The following is a 19,466-nucleotide window of genomic DNA, read 5'->3' on the forward strand; positions in this document are numbered from 1 at the left end:
GATGCAGTGTTTCCGTAATGCCGGAAACACTACATATTGTGCTGAACCAGGTGTTCGTCGTTATTTTGCAAATCGCTGAGTACAACTCCTTGCAACGGTTGGACGGCGCTTTCACATCATGGGTTACTGTTCGACGGGCCATCCGGATTGCGTTCGGGCTGGCGCTTGGGCAGTGTAAACGAGAAGGTCGATCCGCGTCCAACCTCACTCGTGACCTTGATGGTGCCACGATGGGCTTCCAGAATATGCTTGACAATCGCCAACCCCAGCCCTGTGCCGCCAGTATTGCGGCTCCTGTCCTTGTCGACTCGATAAAAGCGTTCGAAAATACGTGGTATGTCCGCTTTCGGGATACCGATGCCTGTATCCGCCACCTCTACGGTCACTTCCTCATCTGCATCCAGTACTGAGACGTCAATGCGCCCTGGAGCAGGGGTGTATGCAATGGCGTTGCCAATCAGATTGATCAAGACCTGCGTGATGCGCTCAGGGGCAACGTCGGCGAACACAGGAGACTCCGGTGTATGGACAAACAGATCAATGCCGCTTTGCGTCGCCTGATTTTGTAGGCGCGCTGCGGCCGTGTCGACCAGTTCCGAGATATTTACACGAGTAAAGCGGAACACGGAGTGGCCAGACTCCATTTTTGACAATTCCAGCAAATCCAAAACAAGGTGGCTGAGTCGTTCGGACTCGTCGTAAATAATTTGGACAAATTGTCGGCACAAATCCGGATTTTCTAAGGCACCGTCCAACAACGTTTCCGCGAATCCTTTCACAGCTGTAATCGGAGTGCGCAGCTCGTGGGACACGTTGGCGACGAATTCCGTGCGCATCCGCTCTACGCGGCGGAACTGTGTGACGTCGTGCAGGACGGCGACGGCGCCTACGACTTCCTCATTGGCCCCGAAGATGGGTGTGACAAACAACTCCACGTTGATGTCATTGTTCACAACCACCTCTTTACGCAGTGGATGGCCCTTCAGCAATACGGTGTCAATCAGTTCAGAAATGCGCAGCGATGTTGTCGCCACCCAGTGTGTCTGGCCGACCAACTGCGTTTGGGACCCGCCTAGCATGGCAGTGGCCGTTTCATTGGCGACCAGGATGACACCAGAGCGGTCGACCACCAACACGCCAGAACCCATGTGCTTAATGATGCCTTCCACCTTGCTTTTCTCTTGCGATAAGTCGTCCATCTGTTCCAGTAGTCTACCCGTCAACGAATTGATGGCCGAGCTGATTCTGCCGTATTCATCCTGGCCCCAGTAAGGCACCCGCTTGCGTACGTCGCCGGCGGCAATCTGCTCGGTTGTCGCTGCAATGTGTTCAAGCGGAGAAGCGATTCGCCGCGCCCAAAGGTAGCCGATGAGGATGAATAGGACACCGACACCTGCAAATTCCACCGCAAGCCAGCGCCAGTCCGTTAATAAACGGGCGTATTCAGGTTCCAGCGGCGTGGCGATAACCACCGTGTGTACTGCAGGGTTGCCCGACACCGGGGCGGCCGCGAGGACCATGTCTTGTCCGTGCAGAGCGGCCTGGAAATCGTGAGCTTGTCCCACAGTGGGCGCCGGATGGTCAAATGGCCATGGAATGTCTCGTTCCACGTGTCCTGTAGGGGTGGCGGAAACCAGCACGCGACTGTCGCGGGAGAGAAGGAAGACCGCGCGCCCTAACGTGACTGCCGACTGACGCGCCATTTGAGGTTGCGCCTCGGAGGCAGTCGTCGTCAGCTCCGTAGCTATCAGTCGAGCTTCCCCGAGCAGGCTGTCGCGGAGGTGCTGCATTTGGTTGTTTTCCATGAATTGTAATGCCAGTAGGGCAGCACAGAACAGCGCGGCAGTGATGACTACCACCACCGTGAGGGTGATGCGATTACGAATCCGCGCCACGGTTTGCCTCCCCCTTGACCAACTTGTACCCGACCCCACGTACCGTTTTAATGTACTCAGGGGCTTTTGGGTTTTTTTCGATTTTTTCTCTCAGGTGCGAGATGTGGACATCCACAATGCGGGTGTCCCCCGCAAATTCGTAGCCCCAAACGTTTTCCAAGAGTTGGTCTCGGGTGAGCACCCGGTTGGCGTTTTGACAGAGGTACGCGAGCAGTTCAAACTCCCTCGTTGTCAAATCTACCGGCGTGCCGTTGATGGTCAATTCATACTTGGTGACGTCGATGCGCATATTTCCAATCTGATACACATCGCCCCCTGCGGATTCGGACCCAGAGGTCGTTCGTCGCAACACAGCCCGAATACGGGCAATCAATTCACGAGGGGAAAACGGCTTTGTGATATAGTCGTCAGCCCCCATCTCCAGTCCGAGAATCCGATCAATCTCATCGTCTCGTGCGGTGAGCATAATGACGGGCGTCGTGATGCCTTCCCGCCGCAGTTGTTGGCATACTTCCATCCCTGACATTCCGGGAAGCATGAGGTCGAGAACGAGTATATCCGGGTGCTTGTCCCGAACCAGATGCAATACTTGGTTGCCAGATTCGCCGGTCACCACGTCGAACCCGGCTTGGGTTAGGTTGTACTGAACCAATTGACGGATGGACGGTTCATCGTCCACAACCAAAACGCGGTGCATAACGAGCCTCCTCGGCTACAGTCTACAATAAAGGACTTTTGTTCGTTATTTACATGAGTGTATACCACTCTGCAATAGTGTACCACTACGCAATACGTTCAGTGCACGCGACTACAACACTGACGCGATGCACGATACATGGTTTCCACGGCATTGGTTTGTCGTGATTTTGCAAATCGCTGAAGTTGAGGTAAGTTCCTGGAAATGGAGAGGATTTGCAGCCGCGCTGTCGAACAGCGATATGCAGGGGAGTAAGGAGCCGGCAGGTTCACGGCTGATTTGAATAGGTCACTATAGATGGTGAGGGCACGCGTCATGACGGACAGGAGATACATCGTCGAACGCACGTTGAACAACAACGTATTGATTGTTCGCACCGATGACGGACGAGAGCAGATTCTCGTCGGCAGGGGGCTTGGCTTTGGTGTGCGGCCTGGCGCGAGCATTCACTCGGATGACGAGCGGATTGAAAAGCGCTTTACGCTCGTAGCAGAGGAGAATCAGGAAAAATTTCGCAAACTGTACTTGCAGGTGAGCCCGGAAGTCATCGGCGTATCCGAGGAGATCATTGCTGCAGCGGTAAAGGGACTTGGAACATCTCTTCACGAACACATTCACGTGGCACTCGCCGACCACATCGGGTTCGCGTTGACCCGCCTTCAAGGTGGTCTGGAAATCGAGAATCCGTTTCTGGAGGAAATTCGCACGCTGTATCCGAAAGCCTGGGCGTTAGCCGAAGCGGGAGCCCAGTTAATTGAGAAGCGTTTCCAGGTTGTCATGCCTGAGTCGGAGATTGGATTCTTAACGCTGCACCTTCAAGCCGCCGCGCACCGAGATGGGTTGTCCGAGGCAGCTCGCGTTACGGATGCAATTCGGGTTGCGGTCGATGTGCTGGAGCGGGAGACGGGCCGTCCGATATCCAAGGATTCACTGGATTATGCGAGGTTGGTTACGCACCTGCGCTTTGCCATCCAGCGCGTGTTGAAAGAGGAGTGCATCGTCAATCCGTTGGCATCCGCGATTCGAGAACGTCTTCCGAAGAGTTATGCCTACGCCGCGGCCGTGACAGATGCGTTGGAAGAGCGATTGAAGACGACGTTTCCAAGAGATGAAGTTGCCGACTTGGCGCTGCACGTAGCGCGCTTCATTGGTGAGCGGGATTTGCATGACGACGTTGAGCTGTGACAGGGGAAATGATATCATTTACGCGATAAGCGTGTTACTACCGTGTTGACCGTATTGGCACCGGCAGGCATGAGCTTAATAGGGCTCGTGTCTGCCTTTTTCTGGTTTTCACTGTGGTGGCGCAAGCGCTTGCAACCTCATCACAAACCGCGAGTTGTGGTTCGGGACATAGAAACCGCTATGTTCAGGGTATTGTAGGGTTGCAAGCAAACGAGTTGCGTTGAAATGACGGAGGTTGGAGTATTCATGGTAGAAAAAAGCATTACCATCCAGAACAAGAGTGGACTTCACGCACGACCGGCGGCGTTGCTGGTGCAGGAAGCGGGTAAGCATCCTTGCAACATTTGGGTGCGTAAAGGAGACAAGGAAGTAGACGCGAAGAGTATCCTCGGTATCATGTCGCTGGCTGTGGCGTGTGGAGACACCATTACCGTCAAGACCGATGGACAAGGCGAGGCGGAAGCACTGGCTGCCATCGTCCAGTTGATTGAGAGCGGCCTTGGCGAAGCGTGAGTCAGGGAGGTTCACTGGAAGCGCGTGTCTGAAGAGGGGATTGTACAGGCAGCGTGCCTGAACCTTCTTCGGACAACCTCTTGAAGTGCACGAAGTAGAAGCGAGGGATATAGAATGGGTCAACACAACAACGCAGCTCCGGAAACGTTCCAAGGTATTGGCGTTTCCCCGGGGATAGCGGCTGGTGTACCAAAGTGGCTGCGCAAGGAGGCCGCAGCGGTCATCGAACGACGTGAGATTGACAGCAGCGAGGTTGCTGCTGAAGTAAATCGGTTCCAGGCGGCTGTCGCTGAAACGAAGCGGCAAATTGAGCAGGTGCGCGCATCGGTTGAACGCGACATCGGCGAAGAAGAGGCCAAGGTGTTTGACGCGCACCTATCGTTCCTGGCGGATCCCGCGTACGTGGGTGAGATTGAGCGAAAGATTCAATCCGAGCGCCTCAACGCGGAAGCGGCTTGTCAGGACGTCACCGACCAGACCCGAGAGATGTTGGCCTCACTGCCCAACGAGTACTTGCAAGCGAGGGCGGACGACATTCGCGACGTCGGCCAACGTCTGGTGCAATGCCTGATGGGAGGAACAGGTCAGACGGATGTCTCTGGATGGGACACGCACACCATTCTCGTCGCCGACGAGTTGATGCCTTCCGATTTGTCTGCGTTGCCGAAGAATGTGGTCGGCCTGATCACCGCCAAGGGCAGCAAAACGGCACACACTGCCATTATGGCGCGCACCCTCGGATTGCCTGCGGTGTACGGGCTGGGGGATGCCATCCATGAGATTTCCGAAGACGAGGCTGTCATCTTGAACGGCGACGCTGGAACCGTGGTCGTTCATCCCATGGAAGAGGATGTTCAGGCGGCCATGGAGGCAGCGGCCCGCAGAGGAGAAGAACTGAGGCGTGCCCGTGAGGCAGCGCAGCAACCTGCGGAAACGACCGACGGTGTGCGGATTGACGTATTTGCGAACATCGGCGGCCTACAGGACCTTGACGCGGCCCTCGCCAATGGGGCAGACGGCGTTGGGTTATTCCGCACCGAATTTCTCTACTTGGAGAATGACCACTGGCCGACGGAAGAGGAACAGTACGAGGTCTATCGCAAGGCGCTGGAGGCGTTCGGGACTCGACCAGTGGTGATTCGGACGCTCGACATTGGCGGCGACAAGGCATTGCCCTACGCCGCGCTACCAAGTGAAGAAAATCCGTTCCTTGGTCTGCGCGCCATCCGCTACTGCCTGCAGCAAGTGGACGTCTTTCGCACGCAACTGCGCGCGTTACTTCGCGCCAGTGCACACGGTACCCTGTGGATTATGTTCCCCATGGTTGAGACGTTGGATGAACTGCGCGCGGCGCGGAAGCACTTGGAAGAGTGCCGTCAGCAATTGGCCAATGAAGGATATGCTATGGCTGAGCATATTCCAGTCGGCATCATGGTGGAAACCCCAGCAGCTGCAGTTACGGCGGACATTCTGGCGAAAGAGGCAGATTTCTTCAGCATCGGCACCAACGACCTGACGCAGTATACGCTGGCTGCCGACCGAGGGAACGCTGACGTGGCCAATCTTTATCAGCCGTCCCATCCCGCGGTACTCCGCCTCATTCACCAAACTTGCAAAGCTGCCCAGGCCGCAGGTATTCCGGTAGGGATGTGTGGGGAGTTCGCTGGAGATCCGGAGTTCACCGAATTGCTTGTGGGACTAGGGCTTCAGGAACTGTCCATGTCCGCGTCCTTCATCCCGTCCGTGAAGGGGAAAGTCAAGGCCACCGAACGAGCCGCAGCAGCTCGACTTGCAGACGAAGTGGTGAAGTTGAGCAGTCCAGAAGAAGTGCGTGCGTATCTGCAACAGCGTTGAAAGTAGCCCGATTGCGAAACGCGCAATTTGACATCGTTGTGAGTTTGGTGGAGAAGGTGTATACATGGCATTTTGGAACCGCAGATCCGCAAAGCAAACGGAAGAGCAAGCGTGGCTCACTGTCCTTGCGCCAGTCAGCGGCGACGTCGTGCGGCTGAACGACGTACCGGATCCTGTGTTTGCGCAGCGAATGGTGGGTGACGGTGCGGCAGTCAATCCAACGTCCGATACGTTGGTTGCGCCGGTGGATGGAACGTTGACCAATCTGTTCCCGACGGGCCACGCTGCTGGCATCACGACAGACCAAGGGATGGAAGTTCTGATTCACATCGGCATGGACACCGTCGAACTCAAGGGCCAAGGGTTTGAAAAACTGACAGAGCAGGGTCAGCGCGTAACCACTGGGACTGCGCTGATTCGCATGGACCTGGAAACCCTGAGAACGACGGCGAAATCCGTGGTGACACCGGTGGTCGTGACCAACATGGCGCAAATTGAGGAGTTGGTCATCACCGACCAGCCGCATGTGGAAGCTGGAAAAGACTGGCTGTTCAAGGTGAAGATCAAGCGCGGGTAGAAAGTGCGGTGGAAAGAAGATGGGCGAGTTTTACCTCGGAAACGTCAGGCTTGTCAATGCCGACGGAATCCGTGAAGCGGTCTGGATTCGAGTTGTGGGTGGCGTAATCCAGGAAATCGGGCTGGGCGAAGTGCCGCCAGCGGTGCAAACACAGTCCACCGCTGTGGAGTATATTGACGGCCTCGGGCAGTGGCTATTGCCAGGCTTCATTGATATCCATATTCACGGCGGCGACGGCGCTGAAGTGATGGATGGCACCGTGCGCGCGCTGCAAACCATTGCTCAATTTCACGCTGCACACGGTACGACGGGCTGGCTGCCGACCACGTTGACGGCGCCCATCGACCGCATTGCCAAAGCCGTTCGGGCGGTCGACGCCTTCCGCAAGGACGCTTCCACGGGGGCCAAAGCGTTGGGCGTTCACCTGGAAGGACCGTTTCTCTCCATCAAACGCATCGGTGCGCAGAACCCAGCGTTTGTGGCTGAACCGTCTATCGCGTCGTTTCAGCAAATGACGGGTGGAGTTGAAGACATCATTCGTAAGATGACCATCGCGCCAGAGGTGCCTGGCGCGCTTGAGGTCATCGAGTGGATGCAGCGTCGTGGCATCATCCCCTCGCTCGGTCACACGGACGCCACATTGGCCGAGGCGAATGCCGCGATTGCACTCGGGCACTGCCACGCGACGCACCTGTTCAACGGGATGCGCGGACTTCACCATCGGGAAGCCGGCGTGCTCGGCGCTGCCTTGCTGTCAGACGACGTCACTGTGGAGTTGATTGTCGACCTGATTCACCTGGAGCCTGAAATTGTGCAGCTGGTGCTAAAAATGAAAGGTGCCGAACGGGTCTGCTTGATTACAGATGCCATGGCCGCCGCAGGGCGCCCAGACGGACACTACACGCTCGGCGATCTCGATGTCACTGTTGAAAACGGAAAGGCTTTTCTCACCGAGGGCCACAACATTGCCGGCAGTACGCTGACCATGGATGTGGCGGTGCGCAACATGATTCAGAAAGTGGGCGTAACGCTTCCGGACGCGGTTCGCATGGCGAGTACAAACCCAGCGCGGGAACTCGGATTGGCTGACAAAAAAGGTTCCATTGCCGTAGGCATGGACGCCGATTTGGTGCTGTTGGACGAATCTTTTTCCGTAGTCCGCACCTGGGTGGAAGGACGCCCCGTCTATCAGCGCTAGAAAGATGATGGGCTGTCCCACAAGTGTTCCAACGGACAACGGGGCAGCCACATATCGTTTGGCTCACATCTTCACTGGTCGTTCCACGCGTTCTCCAGAATGGTTCGATATTCGGATTTCCCGATGGGACGGACGTTGCTTGGATTAGATCCGTTGGCGAACGCCAACTCCACGAGCTGGTCGAAATCCTCCCGGCGAACGTCTTTGAGCGCACGCAGCGTGGGAATGCCAAGTTTCCTCGTCCAAGTCGCAACGCCATTCACCAGTTTCAACACCGCTTCTTCATCAGAATCCTCCTCGGTGGCGAATTTCATGAGACGCGCCAAGTGGGCGTGTAACCGTGGTTCTCCTTCAGCGTTATACCGCAATACATATGGCAAGAAGACCGCATTTGCGACACCGTGGGGGGTATCGTACAACCCGCCGAGTGCTTCCGCCAGGCAGTGGACTGCGGCGACGTCGGCATTTCCAAAACACAAGCCTGCGAGCAGGCTGCCCAGCAACATGTCTTCACGTGCAGCAAGGTTGTTTCCATCTGACACGGCTGTGGGAAGTGCGGCGACAATCTTCGGCATGGCAGCCTGCCCGAACGCCTTCGAGATAGGGGTGGATACCGTACAGGTATACCCTTCAATGGCGTGTACCAGGGCGTCGACGCCAGTGGCAGCTGTCACGGACGGGGGAACCGTGAGGGTCAGTTGGGGATCGAGAATCGCGAGTCGTGGACGAAGACGGGCGTGTTTAAGGGTCATTTTCCGGTGGGTGCTGGATTCTGTGATGACGGCGGAGCGGGTCACTTCTGAACCTGTACCTGCGGTGGTGGGAATGCACACTACGGGGTGGACAGCGGCATATGAGAGATGACCATCGGCGTATTGTGCGGGAGTTCCACCGGATGCCGCCAGCAGGGCAATCGTCTTGGCGGTGTCCATGGCGCTTCCGCCACCAATGGCCAAAATCGCGGCAGCCCCGGTTTCTGCGAACTGGCGCGCTCCGAGCATGCAGTCTTCATCTCGTGGATTGGGTTGTACATGAGTGAACAGCGTGCAGGTATAGCCTTCAGTGGATAGGTTATCGAGGATGGGCTGAACCAGGCCCGCGTGGACCACGCCTGAATCGGTCACCACCAGCAACCTTGGTGGAATGTCGTGGTGTCTCAAAATGTCGGCCAGTTCACGGACCTTTCCAGTCCCAAATTCGATGTGCGTATCCATGTGGTAGGTAAACAAGAAATGTCACCCTTTCCAAACATGTGCGGACTTTTGTAAATTGCTTGTTGTATTCAATTCCCTGCGTGATGGTCCATTCCTCCGTGCTTATGGCGTATTCACCATCCGCGGATGGATACGGCGGTGATATACTGCAGGGAACCTTCGGTCGTTTGAGGTGAACCGAGTACACAATGGTGAGGGAGGGTGAGCCCATGACGACACGGGAAGAGTACGTTCTCAACTTTATTCAAGAAGATGAAGTGCTACGAGAGGTACGGCGCAAGATAGTGGAGCGCGACATGCCTTCCATTTCGGTAGCGCCAGAGCTTGGCAAGTTGCTCACATTGTTGGTGAAAACCCAAGGTGCTACATCCATACTGGAGATTGGAGCGCTTGGGGGGTACAGTGGCATCTGTTTAGCTCGGGGGTTACAACGTGGTGGAAAACTGGTGTCCCTGGAATTAAACGAAACGTTTGCCGAATTTGCCCGCAGTAATCTCGTGGCCGCCGGATTGGGAGATAAAGTGGAGTACCGTGTGGGGCCGGCTGCGGAGAGCCTGGAGCAACTCGAAAGAGAAGGAGCGAAGTTTGATCTGTTCTTCATTGACGCGGACAAGCCAAACTATCCGACGTATCTGGATTACGCCCTTCGCTTGGCGAACCCGGGGGCGCTGATTGTGGCGGATAACGTGTTACTGGGGGATAGGGTGTTAGATCCAGACAATCCCCATCCAAGTCCGTCTGCCATGCGGGAATTTAATCGCCGCTTGCAGACAGACCCTCGCCTCGAGGCGACCTTGCTGCCGGTACACGATGGGTTTGCGATTGCCAGGGTCACGGCATAGGCCGATTGTGCCGTGCATTTTCACGCAGTGTCAGCTTTCGCAGCGTATGTATCTTTGCGTTTCAACATGAAATCCCGGCGACATGACCGTTCGCCGGGGTTTCTTCAGGGTACAGTCCATTAGGACAAGTCTGCCGATGGAGTTTCAGCAGTCACCGGTTGTGTGAGCGCAGGGTTGAGCACTTCACAAAACACTCCTCCGCTCAAAACTTCCATAACCCTTGGGGCCCCTGTCTGCATACGTTTCGATATATACCAAGAAAATCCTGCTGAGTTTCCACAATTGAACAACAGAATTTTCTGATAGACTACACCCGGTGGTATACTCGTCACTAGACGAAGGTGGACTACCATTCTATCGCTCAACCAAAGAAGAGGAGATGCTTCGGGTGCCGCGCATGTACGACGACGTATACCTTCCTTTTCCGTCTCGCAGAATGACCGTCTACGCCCGAAACGGCATGGTGGCCACGTCACAGCCACTGGCTGCGCAGGCAGGACTGGATAATTTGAAGCAAGGTGGCAACGCAGTGGATGCCGCGATTGCCACGGCAGCTGCGCTGACGGTGGTGGAGCCGACGTCCAACGGTATCGGTGGTGATGCCTTTGCGCTGGTCTGGACCGACGGTCGATTGCACGGTCTCAACGCGAGTGGGCCGGCGCCACAGGCACTGTCCATTGACGTGTTGCGACAAGCAGGCATCACCGAAATGCCTCGCTTCGGCTGGGCTCCGGTCACCGTCCCTGGCGCGCCAGCGGCTTGGGCTGAGCTGTCCAGGAAGTTCGGCAAGCTGCCACTCACCACTGTCCTAGAACCAGCCATCCAGTACGCGGAAGACGGGTATCCACTGTCTCCTGTGCTTGCGAAGAATTGGGCGAACGCCGTACGTATCTTCACCGAGCACTTGCACGGTCCCATGTACGCTCACTGGTTTGACACGTTTGCCCCTGGGGGAAAGGCACCTCTGGCAGGACAAATGTGGAGATCCAAAGGACACGCGGACACGCTTCGCGCCATTGCTGAAAGCCGAGCGGAGGCGTTCTACCGTGGGGAATTGGCAGACAAGATGGATGCGTTTTCCCGGAAACACGGTGGATATCTGCGCAAGGCTGACTTGGCCGCATTCACGCCGGAATGGGTGCAACCCGTGAGTGTGAACTATCGAGGCTACGATGTCTGGGAAATCCCACCCAATGGGCAGGGGATTGTCGCCCTCATGGCACTGAACATAGTCCAAGGGTTTACGTTTGCCGAGTACGACAGCGTCGACCGCTACCACAAGCAGATTGAGGCCGTCAAGTTAGCGTTTGCGGATGGCAAACAGTACATTACGGATTCGCAACACATGTCTGTGTCGGTTCAGGAGCTGCTGTCCGACGACTACGCGACGCAGCGCCGACGCAGCATTGGAGATACGGCCATCACACCGGAATCAGGAAAACCTCAGCGAGGCGGCACCGTGTATCTGGCGACCGCAGACAGAGAGGGAAACATGGTGTCCTTCATACAAAGCAACTACATGGGGTTCGGCTCCGGTCTCGTGGTACCGGGGACAGGGATTGCATTGCAAAACCGGGGTCATACGTTTTCTCTCAATCCAACCGATGCGAACTCGCTGCAGCCTGGAAAGCGCACGTATCACACCATCATCCCAGGGTTCCTGACCAAGGATGGTGAGGCAGTCGGGCCGTTCGGCGTGATGGGCGGATTCATGCAGCCACAAGGGCACGTTCAGGTCATTATGAATGCGGTTGATTTTCACCTGAATCCGCAGGCATGCTTGGACGCGCCGCGCTGGCGGTGGACAGAAGGGAAGACCGTAGAAGTTGAACCATCCGTTCCGGAACACGTCGTTTCCGCACTGGTGAAGAGGGGCCATGACATTCGCGTAGCGGTGGACAGCGGTGGTTTCGGTCGTGGCCAGATCATTTGGCGGAACCAAGAGGGCGTCCTCGCCGGTGGGACGGAACCGCGAACGGACGGTTCTATCGCCGCTTGGTAGCGTAATCGGAAAACACAGGGGGCACCGTTGTGATGACCGGCGCCCCCTCTGTGATTCTCCCTTTAGTGTCCAATCCAGGCGCGGAACACATTGGTTGTCGGGCCTGGCGGGAACACGACGTACAACATAAGGAATACGGCCAACCCCGTAGCGGCCGTGACGAACCAAGTCGACGCCGTCCACGGACCGATTTTCCTGTGTTTTCTAAAATTCGCTTTGAAGGCAAAAACAAGGGTAATGACTCCGAGGACAGCAGCGACGGTCGCGAGGATGGAATGTGCTTGCAGGAAGATTTGGTACGGAAGCTTGTACTGGGCCGGCCCTCCGAATGCGGTGTCGCCGTAAACGAACGTCTTCAACACATAACTGATAAAGAACAGCGCGGCGAGCACAGAGCCCGTGAGCATGAAGCGTTTGTGCGCTTCCACTCTGCGTTGGCGGATCAGGTACCAGCCAATGGCCATGGAAATTGCACTCAGAATAATGAATGCCTCATTGATATATGGCAAGGTTTGTGCCAAATTGACCCCCCCTTTCCCGGCCGAGACCAACTACTATTCTCTCGCATTCTACCAGCAGCCCACTGGAAACCGCAAACCAATGCGAACAAGCCGCCCGTGAAAAGTCGGTCGGCTTGACAAGGGTTCATCAACTTGTCACAGACACGTGTTTCTGTGTGTCTCTACATAGGGGAAGTGATTTGCAAATCACTTGTTCGTCGTGATTTTGCAAATCACATCACTGGGGGGACTCTGACAGCAACCGTTGGTGTTCGCGCATAAAACATTTGTTGGAAACCACAGTCAACCCCGCGGCCCTGGCCGTTTGCACTGCTTCCGGGCTGTCGACACCAGGCTGTAGCCACAACGCCTTGGCGCCGGCACGAACGGCCGCTTGAGCGATGGCAGGAGCCGACCGGCCATGTACAAACACGTTGACGACATCAATCGGTTCTTCAATCTGGCTGACGGTATCCACCGCCTTGTGTCCAAGGACAGAGTCCTCGTTTGGGTTGACAGGAATGACTTTGTACCCCTGGGACTGTTGGTATTTGGCGACTTCGTAGCTCGGTCGACTTGGGTCGTTAACGAGCCCCACCGATGCAATCAGTCGAGTGTGGGACAGAAGATCCGCCATGGCTTCGTCAGACATCATCGCCACAGTGCATTACCCCTTTATCGCTGCTCCATGAAGAGCGTAGTCGAGGGTAGTATGTTCGAAACCGTAGGGAACTACACGTGGCAGCTGCTACGGAAGCAGGCGCAGCACACTCAACTTTCCGTTTAATTGGTGCATTTCCTGGATGGAGGTGCTTGTCATGCCATTGAGATCCGCGACACCTGCCGTCTCCTGATTTGCTTGTGCTACGGATTGTCGACTCTGCGACAACAGTTGTGCGTTTACGTTTTGCATACCGGACAGCTGTGCATTGATCTGGCTTGTACTGGCGTTCAGCGAATCCAGCCTGTCTATGATGGATGATTCAATGTTTCCAATTTGGCGCAAGTGGTTGTTCATGGACATCAGGTGAGACGTTGTGTCTTTTTGGTTCTGTTCAATCGCCAGCAGAGCCTGCGTTGTCTTTGTGAGTGGTTGCAGTGCTTTGGAAGTCTGTCCGACCAATTGGCTGGTGGTACCCACCGAAGTCCGGATGGCCTCCATTGTCTGATCCATCTGCGCCTGGATGGCAGTCAGCTGGAGCAGGCTGTAGACAAACGCCGCAAGGCCCGCGACCGACAACAAAGTGACCGCGATGGTACTGATCTTCCATGGAATACGTATCGAGTTCACGTTGTAGCCTCCTTCATCGAGGGGTTGCTCGGGAGGGTTAATGGGGCAGCAGGTTTGTGACGGAACCGAGCAAATTTCCTGCAGCTCCAGTTACTGGATTGGAACCGAGCAATTGGGAAGGGGCGCCCGACAGGGTGGCTCCAGAAGATTTGGCTCCGCTGCCAGATACGGGCGCTTTCCCGAACAGGGTGCCCAGCAGTTGCTGCAACACGTTGCTCGGTAGAGATAACAGTTTTTTCACATGACCGAAGAACTTGAATTCGTCTTCCGACACGGACATTTCGTTGAGAAGGCTTCCCATTTGGTTGTGCAGTTGGAGGGACTGGTTCAGACTTCCTTGCATTGCCCCTTGGAGCTCGCCCAACGTTTCAGCACTTTGCTGCACAGTACCTTGCAGCTGAGTCGAATTGGAAGCCAGCGTTCTCGTCAACGACTCCGTTTGAATTTGTCGTTGCAAGATCTGTTGCATCAGAGAGACACCGTGATTCGTCAGCTGCACTTGCGTGTTCAGCTGACTTGTCAAGTCGTCGCTGGTTTGCAATTGCTGTTGCAGGATGTTGGACTGTGTATTCAGCTCTGCCAACTGGTTGGCGACGCCATTGACTTGTTTGTGCAGGGCAGAAGTATTGTTGAGCACTTGGCTGGTGGTTGTGTTCAGGTTTCCAATGAGTGAAAACAGATTGCCCCTTGGTACCGTCCATCCGCTCGCGTTTTGTACAGCAGCGTATCCACCGCCCACCAGGACCACCGCGAACGCCGCCAAGATAGCGATTCGCTTCCGCGACTCGAGTCCCAGATGCATAGGGTTCCCTCCCTTGTTTTTATGGAACCAATGCCATTTTCTGATTCATCGCATGCAAATCTGCGTTGATAGCCTGCTGGTCTGATTCCATCTGATTCAAGTTCGCGAGTACGCCGGTATTTGTGCTCTGAATGGATTGCAGAGTCGACAGCAGCGCTTGCGCAGCGCGCGACGCCTGCGTCAGGGAGGTGCTGCTCGCGGAAGTGCTCCCTCCAAGCGATTGAATTGCATTCGCGATACCTTGCACCGTCTGCTGCAGGATGGCCAAACCATGATCCATATCTGCCGTCTGGGAAGACAGTTGTTGGAGCGTCGAAGCCATGTTTTCGCTCTGATGTTCGACCACTGGCAGGCCCGACAGGCTATCGGTCATTTTGCCACTCAGCGATTGCGCTTGCCGTACCTGTGAGGCCAGAACGGTTGTCTTGTCTCGCATATCCCGTTGCAGCGTGACTTGAACCAATCCGTTGATTCCGAGCCCGACGAGGCCGGCAACAAAGATCCACTTGCGCCATGGAATCGACTTCAGGATGTTCACTGTGTCACCCCCGGGACTTTCGAGTTCATTTGGTCTGTTTGCGCTTTCATATCGTGCAGCGTGGAGGCGTCGAGTTGAATCGTTTCCTTGAGTTGGCCGAGCTGGCCGCCCACCTGACCGATGGAACTGTTCAATTGACCGAGTTGACTGGCGATGGACGCGAGATTGACCTGACTCTGCTTACCCAGTCCCACGAGGGTTTGGTTGACGTCGAGCGTCGACTGGTTCAGCGCATCAATCGCGTGGATGTTCTTGTTGATGGCCATGGTCACTTGCAATGTCAAACGCAGTTGGTCACTCATGGATTGGGTCGTTGACGCCATGCTTTGCAGTGCCTGGTTTTTTTCGATAATGGATGACTCGATGCTGGCCAATTGCTTGGTGGATTGAAGGCTCGAGTGAAGTCCATAGTCGATTTTGGCCAAATAGGTCGTCGTCATCACCTGCTGTACCAGTACGCCAACAACTACCACGTTGGCAATGTACAGTACCCACTTTTTCCACATCTACAAACCCTCCCCCGTTACGGCATTTCATCCGCAATGACCCTGGCTTTACTGTCTGCGGTCTGTAGTTGACCCGAGATTTGACGGTTGACGTTGGTCAGTTGCGAGAGTGTTGATGAAATGCTCTGTGCAGACGTGTTCATGGTTTTGGTGCTTTGGTTTTGCTTCCCAGATGACTCGCCTATGGAAGCCAGGTCAGTGTGCAACTTCTGCGCCAGTCCGTAGAACTGCTGGCTGAGGTCGACTTCCTGTCGACTCAGCTCTTGTAACTGAGACAGCATGGCTTTATCCGTACCGACGCCAGCGGACAGTGTCTGCAAATCCCCTGACATTGTTTTTGTAGAACCTGCCAACTGGTCGATGTGCTGCAGGCTCGACACAATTTGATTGTTTTCGTTGCTGATCTTGCTGTTCGTATTGTGGATGCCTTTCACCATGCTCAGGATGTCTAAGTTTTTAGGTAGATGAGGGGAATTGAGAACCGTCATGCTCGCTAGCACCACGACCGCCACGCCTCCAACGAGGAAATACAGACCGCGGCGCCGCGTTCGTCTCGGTGGTGAAGTTGTGGGTCCTTCCCTGGAGGGTATGGACGGTGACGACGGTGTATCCTCGTGTGTGGTGCTGTCGTCGCCATCGTGACCGGTGCTGAGCAACGGAATAAAGTCGGCACCTTCATACATGGCTTCAATTTGGCGTGCGTACTTTGCCATGACAATCTTGTTTCGAACTTTGAGACTCGGCGTCAAATCCCCAGACTCGACGGACAGTTCTTCTGCAATCAGAATCGCCCGCTTCGGCTGCTCAAACGGTGCAAAGCTGCGGATCCTCCGTTCTACTTCGCGTGCGTACAAATTGCGAATTTCTGGGTGAGTAACCCAGGATTCTGGATGGTCCGGGAGATCCAATTTGGCGGCCACCGGGCGCAGTTCTTGGATGTTGGGTGACAATAGACAGGTTACGTACTTGCGGCCATCTCCAATGAGAATGGCGGACGAGACGTAAGAACTCGTCATGATGGCAGCTTCAATGGGAGCGGGGGCGACATTTTTGCCAGTCGCAAGGACCAGGATGTGCTTTTTCCGATCCACAATCTTCACGTACTCGTCCTCAATCTCCGCAATGTCACCGGTGTGCAGCCATCCATCTTCCAACGCTTCCTGGGTTGCCTCTTCATTTCGGTAGTAGCCGACCATGACATTCGGGCCTTGGACGAGGAGCTCTCCGTCTTCAGCAAGTCGCACAGTGACGCCTTCCACCGGTTTCCCCACGGTGCCGGGGCGGATGTCGTGCGGTGGATTCACGCAAATGACCGGAGCAGATTCCGTCATTCCGTAGCCTTCGACCACAGGGATGCCGGCGCGGAGAAAAAAATGGGCTACTTCTGCAGACAGCGCGGCGCCTCCAGAGACCACCAGGCGCATTCTGCCACCGAGTCCACGGCGGATTTTCTGGTAGACCAACCTGTCGACCAGTCGGTAGGTCAAGCCCGAGGATTTACCTTCACGAATTCCAGACTGCAGCAAGGAACGGATGGGGGATGGCAAATGAGCCACCGTGTCCATGACTTTTCCGTAGACTTTCTCCAACAGTCGAGGTACGGTAACGAGAATGGTTGGGCGAACTTCCAGGATGTTTTTCGGGATGGACTCGATGTTTTCTGCATACGCAATGCAACTGCCTGCCGACAGTGCGGCGAATTGACCGACGGTCCGTTCAAAGATGTGCGACAGCGGGAGGTAGGACAGCCCAACGTCGGTGGGGTACACAGGCGTCACGTCGAGGCACGCTTTGACGTTGGAAACGAGGTTTCGATGGGTCAGCATGACGCCTTTCGGCTGGCCGGACGTCCCGGAGGTGTGAACGATGGTGGCGAGTGCACCTGCATCGATATCTGCCGGGGACTTCTTCGACCATGGGACTTCGTGACCGAGTGTGATCAGTTCATCGAATCGATGCCAAGGCAAGCCGGAGGTCTCCACATCATGCATGTTTTCGTGCCGGATGACCACGGCCAGCTCGAGGTTTGGAGGACGTCGGGAGTGAATTTTCGCGTACTGCTGTTCATCCTCCACAATACAGACGGACACTTCCGCGTTTGTCAGAATGTACTCTACCTGATCTGCGGGCAGCGTCGGATACACAGGAACCACCACGGCGCCTATAGCCAGGACGGCGTAGTCGGACACGGCCCATTGCGGGCAATTGTTTGCCATAATGCCAACCTTGTCACCCGCCTTGACGCCAATCTGACGAAGACCGCCAACACACGCCAGGATGGACTTCCAGAATTCGTCGTACGTCATGGAGACGTAAACGTCCCCCTGTTTGTAGCGGAGACACTCCTTCCCTCCGTGCGCACGGACACTGTGTTCCAAAAGGTCTATCAGGTTCACACGGATACCCCCCTCGAGTGACGACAACATCATCTATAAGCTTCGTGGGAATGTTCAGTTTTTTGTCACTCTTTTTATACTTTTTGGAACCTACATAGAACGAAAAGCATGGGCATTTCAGCGGTTTTCGTCGTGCTGAGCCATCCGCTTCGGATTTTGCAAATCACTTGTTATGAACCGTCCGGAAATAACCAGCGCAAGACATATCGATGGAGGGCAAATTCTAAGGGAGCCATGCAGAGCGCCAACACGATGGCTCTTGTGAGCGTCACGGTGGATCCAGGCCACAGCAGAGGTGTCACGTAGAGAATCAGCACAAATCCCTGGGCCCCAATCAGAAGGGATAGCACATTTCCGAGCAGGGGGAGGATGACAAGATCCGCGATGACCCCCACGCCGGTAAGAACCAGGACTGTCGCAAACAGTGGGACGAGGGATGAGTACAAGCCGGGCACCAGAACATCGGCAATCAACAGAACACTCGCATATCCCGCGAGCTTGTACAGCGCGTTGGTGACGATGACCATCTTGCCCTGTGGCGTGTTCTGAACGTGCATGACTTCACCTCGTATTGTCACTCTCGCATCTGTGGCGTTTGGTTAGTGTACGCACCAAGTTGCTTCGTCATGTCAGTGTTGGTGAAGTTCCCGTGTAGAAATGGTCTGGAAACGCCTTGCATGGCAAAAATCACTTGAATGGACTGGGGCGAAAATGGTGACGCTGACAACCGTCTCGCATCAACCTTTCGAAGGAGGCGTTGTGGATGCCGCTCTTAACCCATGAAGCCTGTGAACTGAATGAACTGCTCATGAGTTGTGTCAACAGCATCAATTCCATGGGGTTATTTCTCAGCCAAGTGAAGGACCCTGAGTTGAAGGGGATCATTCAGAAGCACATGGCTGCGCACATTCAAGACTACAACATGAAAGTGGAATGGGCGACGAAAGGCACCAGTACGCAGCAGCTTCAAGTACCGTCAATGCCTTCGCAAACGGCGGGCGGGACAAACAAATTACCACAGGCGGTGACACCGAATCCGGACATGACTGCGCTCGATGACCGGTCCGTCGCTACGTCGTATCTACTGACGTTGAAGCGTGCAGGTCGCGATTACGCATGGGCCACATTCGAATGTTCCGATCCGCAGCTGCGAACATTTCTCGAGGATGCCTTTACGATGTGTTCGCGGCACGCGTTCGAAGTCGCCGAGTACATGGTGAAGCACGGATGGTATCCTTCGGAGCCGGCTTCGAGTACTTTGCTGCAGAAGATGCACCAAACGTACCAATCGGTTCCAGAACCCGTAGCTGTGCACTAGTCAGCGGACAAGTCGTTGCCATACGGCAGAGGCTTCCACGCCCCCGCACCATGCGGGGGTTTTTTGTATCTTGCGCTTGACAAAATGAGCAATATAATCGTTGAAAATCAAGTATATTTATCAGATGATACGCTAGAT

General features: G+C 55.3%; 19 protein-coding genes. 8 read left to right on the forward strand and 11 right to left on the reverse strand.

Annotation, left to right across the window (positions count from 1 at the left end):
- Positions 1-116 precede the first annotated feature (116 nt).
- Positions 117-1,895, reverse strand: a complete 1,779-nt coding sequence (gene pnpS / locus YWK_RS19790) for a two-component system histidine kinase PnpS (RefSeq protein ID WP_051375551.1) — start codon at positions 1,893-1,895, stop codon at positions 117-119.
- Positions 1,879-2,592, reverse strand: a complete 714-nt coding sequence (locus YWK_RS0112375; RefSeq protein ID WP_026965046.1) for a response regulator transcription factor — start codon at positions 2,590-2,592, stop codon at positions 1,879-1,881. The genes pnpS and YWK_RS0112375 overlap by 17 nt, the downstream gene beginning before the upstream one ends.
- Before the next feature lie 315 nt (positions 2,593-2,907).
- On the opposite strand from YWK_RS0112375, the gene YWK_RS0112380 reads away from it, so the two are divergent.
- From YWK_RS0112380 to nagA, 5 genes are all read left to right on the forward strand, one after another.
- Positions 2,908-3,777, forward strand: coding sequence for a PRD domain-containing protein (locus tag YWK_RS0112380; protein WP_051375552.1), 870 nt, complete (start codon positions 2,908-2,910; stop codon positions 3,775-3,777).
- A gap of 246 nt (positions 3,778-4,023) precedes the next feature.
- Positions 4,024-4,290, forward strand: coding sequence for an HPr family phosphocarrier protein (locus tag YWK_RS0112385; RefSeq protein ID WP_026965048.1), 267 nt, complete (start codon positions 4,024-4,026; stop codon positions 4,288-4,290).
- Positions 4,291-4,404: 114 nt separating this feature from the next.
- A complete protein-coding gene (gene ptsP / locus YWK_RS0112390; protein WP_051375553.1) occupies positions 4,405-6,144 on the forward strand; it encodes a phosphoenolpyruvate--protein phosphotransferase in 1,740 nt (579 codons plus the stop codon).
- Positions 6,145-6,208: 64 nt separating this feature from the next.
- The gene (locus YWK_RS0112395; protein ID WP_026965050.1) at positions 6,209-6,721 is read left to right on the forward strand and encodes a PTS sugar transporter subunit IIA; all 513 of its coding nucleotides are present in this window, start codon (positions 6,209-6,211) and stop codon (positions 6,719-6,721) included.
- 19 nt (positions 6,722-6,740) lie between these two features.
- On the forward strand, positions 6,741-7,919 hold the full coding sequence (nagA, locus tag YWK_RS0112400) for an N-acetylglucosamine-6-phosphate deacetylase (protein WP_026965051.1): 1,179 nt from the start codon (positions 6,741-6,743) through the stop codon (positions 7,917-7,919).
- 71 nt (positions 7,920-7,990) lie between these two features.
- On the opposite strand, the gene YWK_RS0112405 is transcribed toward nagA, so the two are convergent.
- Positions 7,991-9,133: an iron-containing alcohol dehydrogenase gene (locus tag YWK_RS0112405; RefSeq protein WP_035466969.1), complete on the reverse strand. Its 1,143-nt coding sequence runs from the start codon at positions 9,131-9,133 to the stop codon at positions 7,991-7,993.
- Positions 9,134-9,342: 209 nt separating this feature from the next.
- Between YWK_RS0112405 and YWK_RS0112410 the strand changes: the two genes are divergently transcribed.
- Together YWK_RS0112410 and YWK_RS0112415 are read left to right on the forward strand one after the other, a co-directional pair.
- Complete coding sequence (locus tag YWK_RS0112410; protein ID WP_026965053.1) at positions 9,343-9,975, forward strand: O-methyltransferase; 633 nt, start codon at positions 9,343-9,345, stop codon at positions 9,973-9,975.
- 397 nt (positions 9,976-10,372) lie between these two features.
- Positions 10,373-11,977, forward strand: a complete 1,605-nt coding sequence (locus YWK_RS0112415; protein WP_026965054.1) for a gamma-glutamyltransferase family protein — start codon at positions 10,373-10,375, stop codon at positions 11,975-11,977.
- 62 nt (positions 11,978-12,039) lie between these two features.
- Here YWK_RS0112415 and YWK_RS0112420 read toward each other — a convergent pair whose 3' ends face one another.
- From YWK_RS0112420 to YWK_RS0112455, 8 genes are all read right to left on the reverse strand, one after another.
- Complete coding sequence (locus YWK_RS0112420; protein ID WP_035466946.1) at positions 12,040-12,498, reverse strand: DUF420 domain-containing protein; 459 nt, start codon at positions 12,496-12,498, stop codon at positions 12,040-12,042.
- 217 nt (positions 12,499-12,715) lie between these two features.
- Positions 12,716-13,132, reverse strand: a complete 417-nt coding sequence (locus tag YWK_RS0112425) for a CoA-binding protein (protein ID WP_026965056.1) — start codon at positions 13,130-13,132, stop codon at positions 12,716-12,718.
- A 93-nt stretch (positions 13,133-13,225) separates the two neighbouring features.
- Positions 13,226-13,768 (reverse strand): hypothetical protein, encoded by a 543-nt coding sequence (locus tag YWK_RS0112430; protein WP_026965057.1) that lies wholly within the window; start codon positions 13,766-13,768, stop codon positions 13,226-13,228.
- Positions 13,769-13,805: 37 nt separating this feature from the next.
- On the reverse strand, positions 13,806-14,570 hold the full coding sequence (locus YWK_RS0112435) for a hypothetical protein (protein WP_026965058.1): 765 nt from the start codon (positions 14,568-14,570) through the stop codon (positions 13,806-13,808).
- A gap of 19 nt (positions 14,571-14,589) precedes the next feature.
- Positions 14,590-15,108: a hypothetical protein gene (locus YWK_RS0112440; RefSeq protein ID WP_026965059.1), complete on the reverse strand. Its 519-nt coding sequence runs from the start codon at positions 15,106-15,108 to the stop codon at positions 14,590-14,592.
- A complete protein-coding gene (locus tag YWK_RS0112445; protein WP_026965060.1) occupies positions 15,105-15,614 on the reverse strand; it encodes a hypothetical protein in 510 nt (169 codons plus the stop codon). Before YWK_RS0112445 ends, YWK_RS0112440 begins: the two co-directional genes overlap by 4 nt.
- 17 nt (positions 15,615-15,631) lie before the next feature.
- On the reverse strand, positions 15,632-18,010 hold the full coding sequence (locus YWK_RS19795; RefSeq protein ID WP_051375555.1) for an AMP-binding protein: 2,379 nt from the start codon (positions 18,008-18,010) through the stop codon (positions 15,632-15,634).
- Positions 18,011-18,180: 170 nt separating this feature from the next.
- Positions 18,181-18,567, reverse strand: a complete 387-nt coding sequence (locus tag YWK_RS0112455; RefSeq protein WP_026965061.1) for a DUF2512 family protein — start codon at positions 18,565-18,567, stop codon at positions 18,181-18,183.
- A gap of 206 nt (positions 18,568-18,773) precedes the next feature.
- Between YWK_RS0112455 and YWK_RS0112460 the strand changes: the two genes are divergently transcribed.
- Entirely contained in the window at positions 18,774-19,328 is a 555-nt protein-coding gene (locus YWK_RS0112460; protein ID WP_026965062.1) for a spore coat protein, read from the forward strand.
- Positions 19,329-19,466: the final 138 nt, after the last annotated feature.

The sequence above is a fragment of the Alicyclobacillus pomorum DSM 14955 genome, from assembly GCF_000472905.1.
Classification (GTDB): domain Bacteria; phylum Bacillota; class Bacilli; order Alicyclobacillales; family Alicyclobacillaceae; genus Alicyclobacillus_A; species Alicyclobacillus_A pomorum.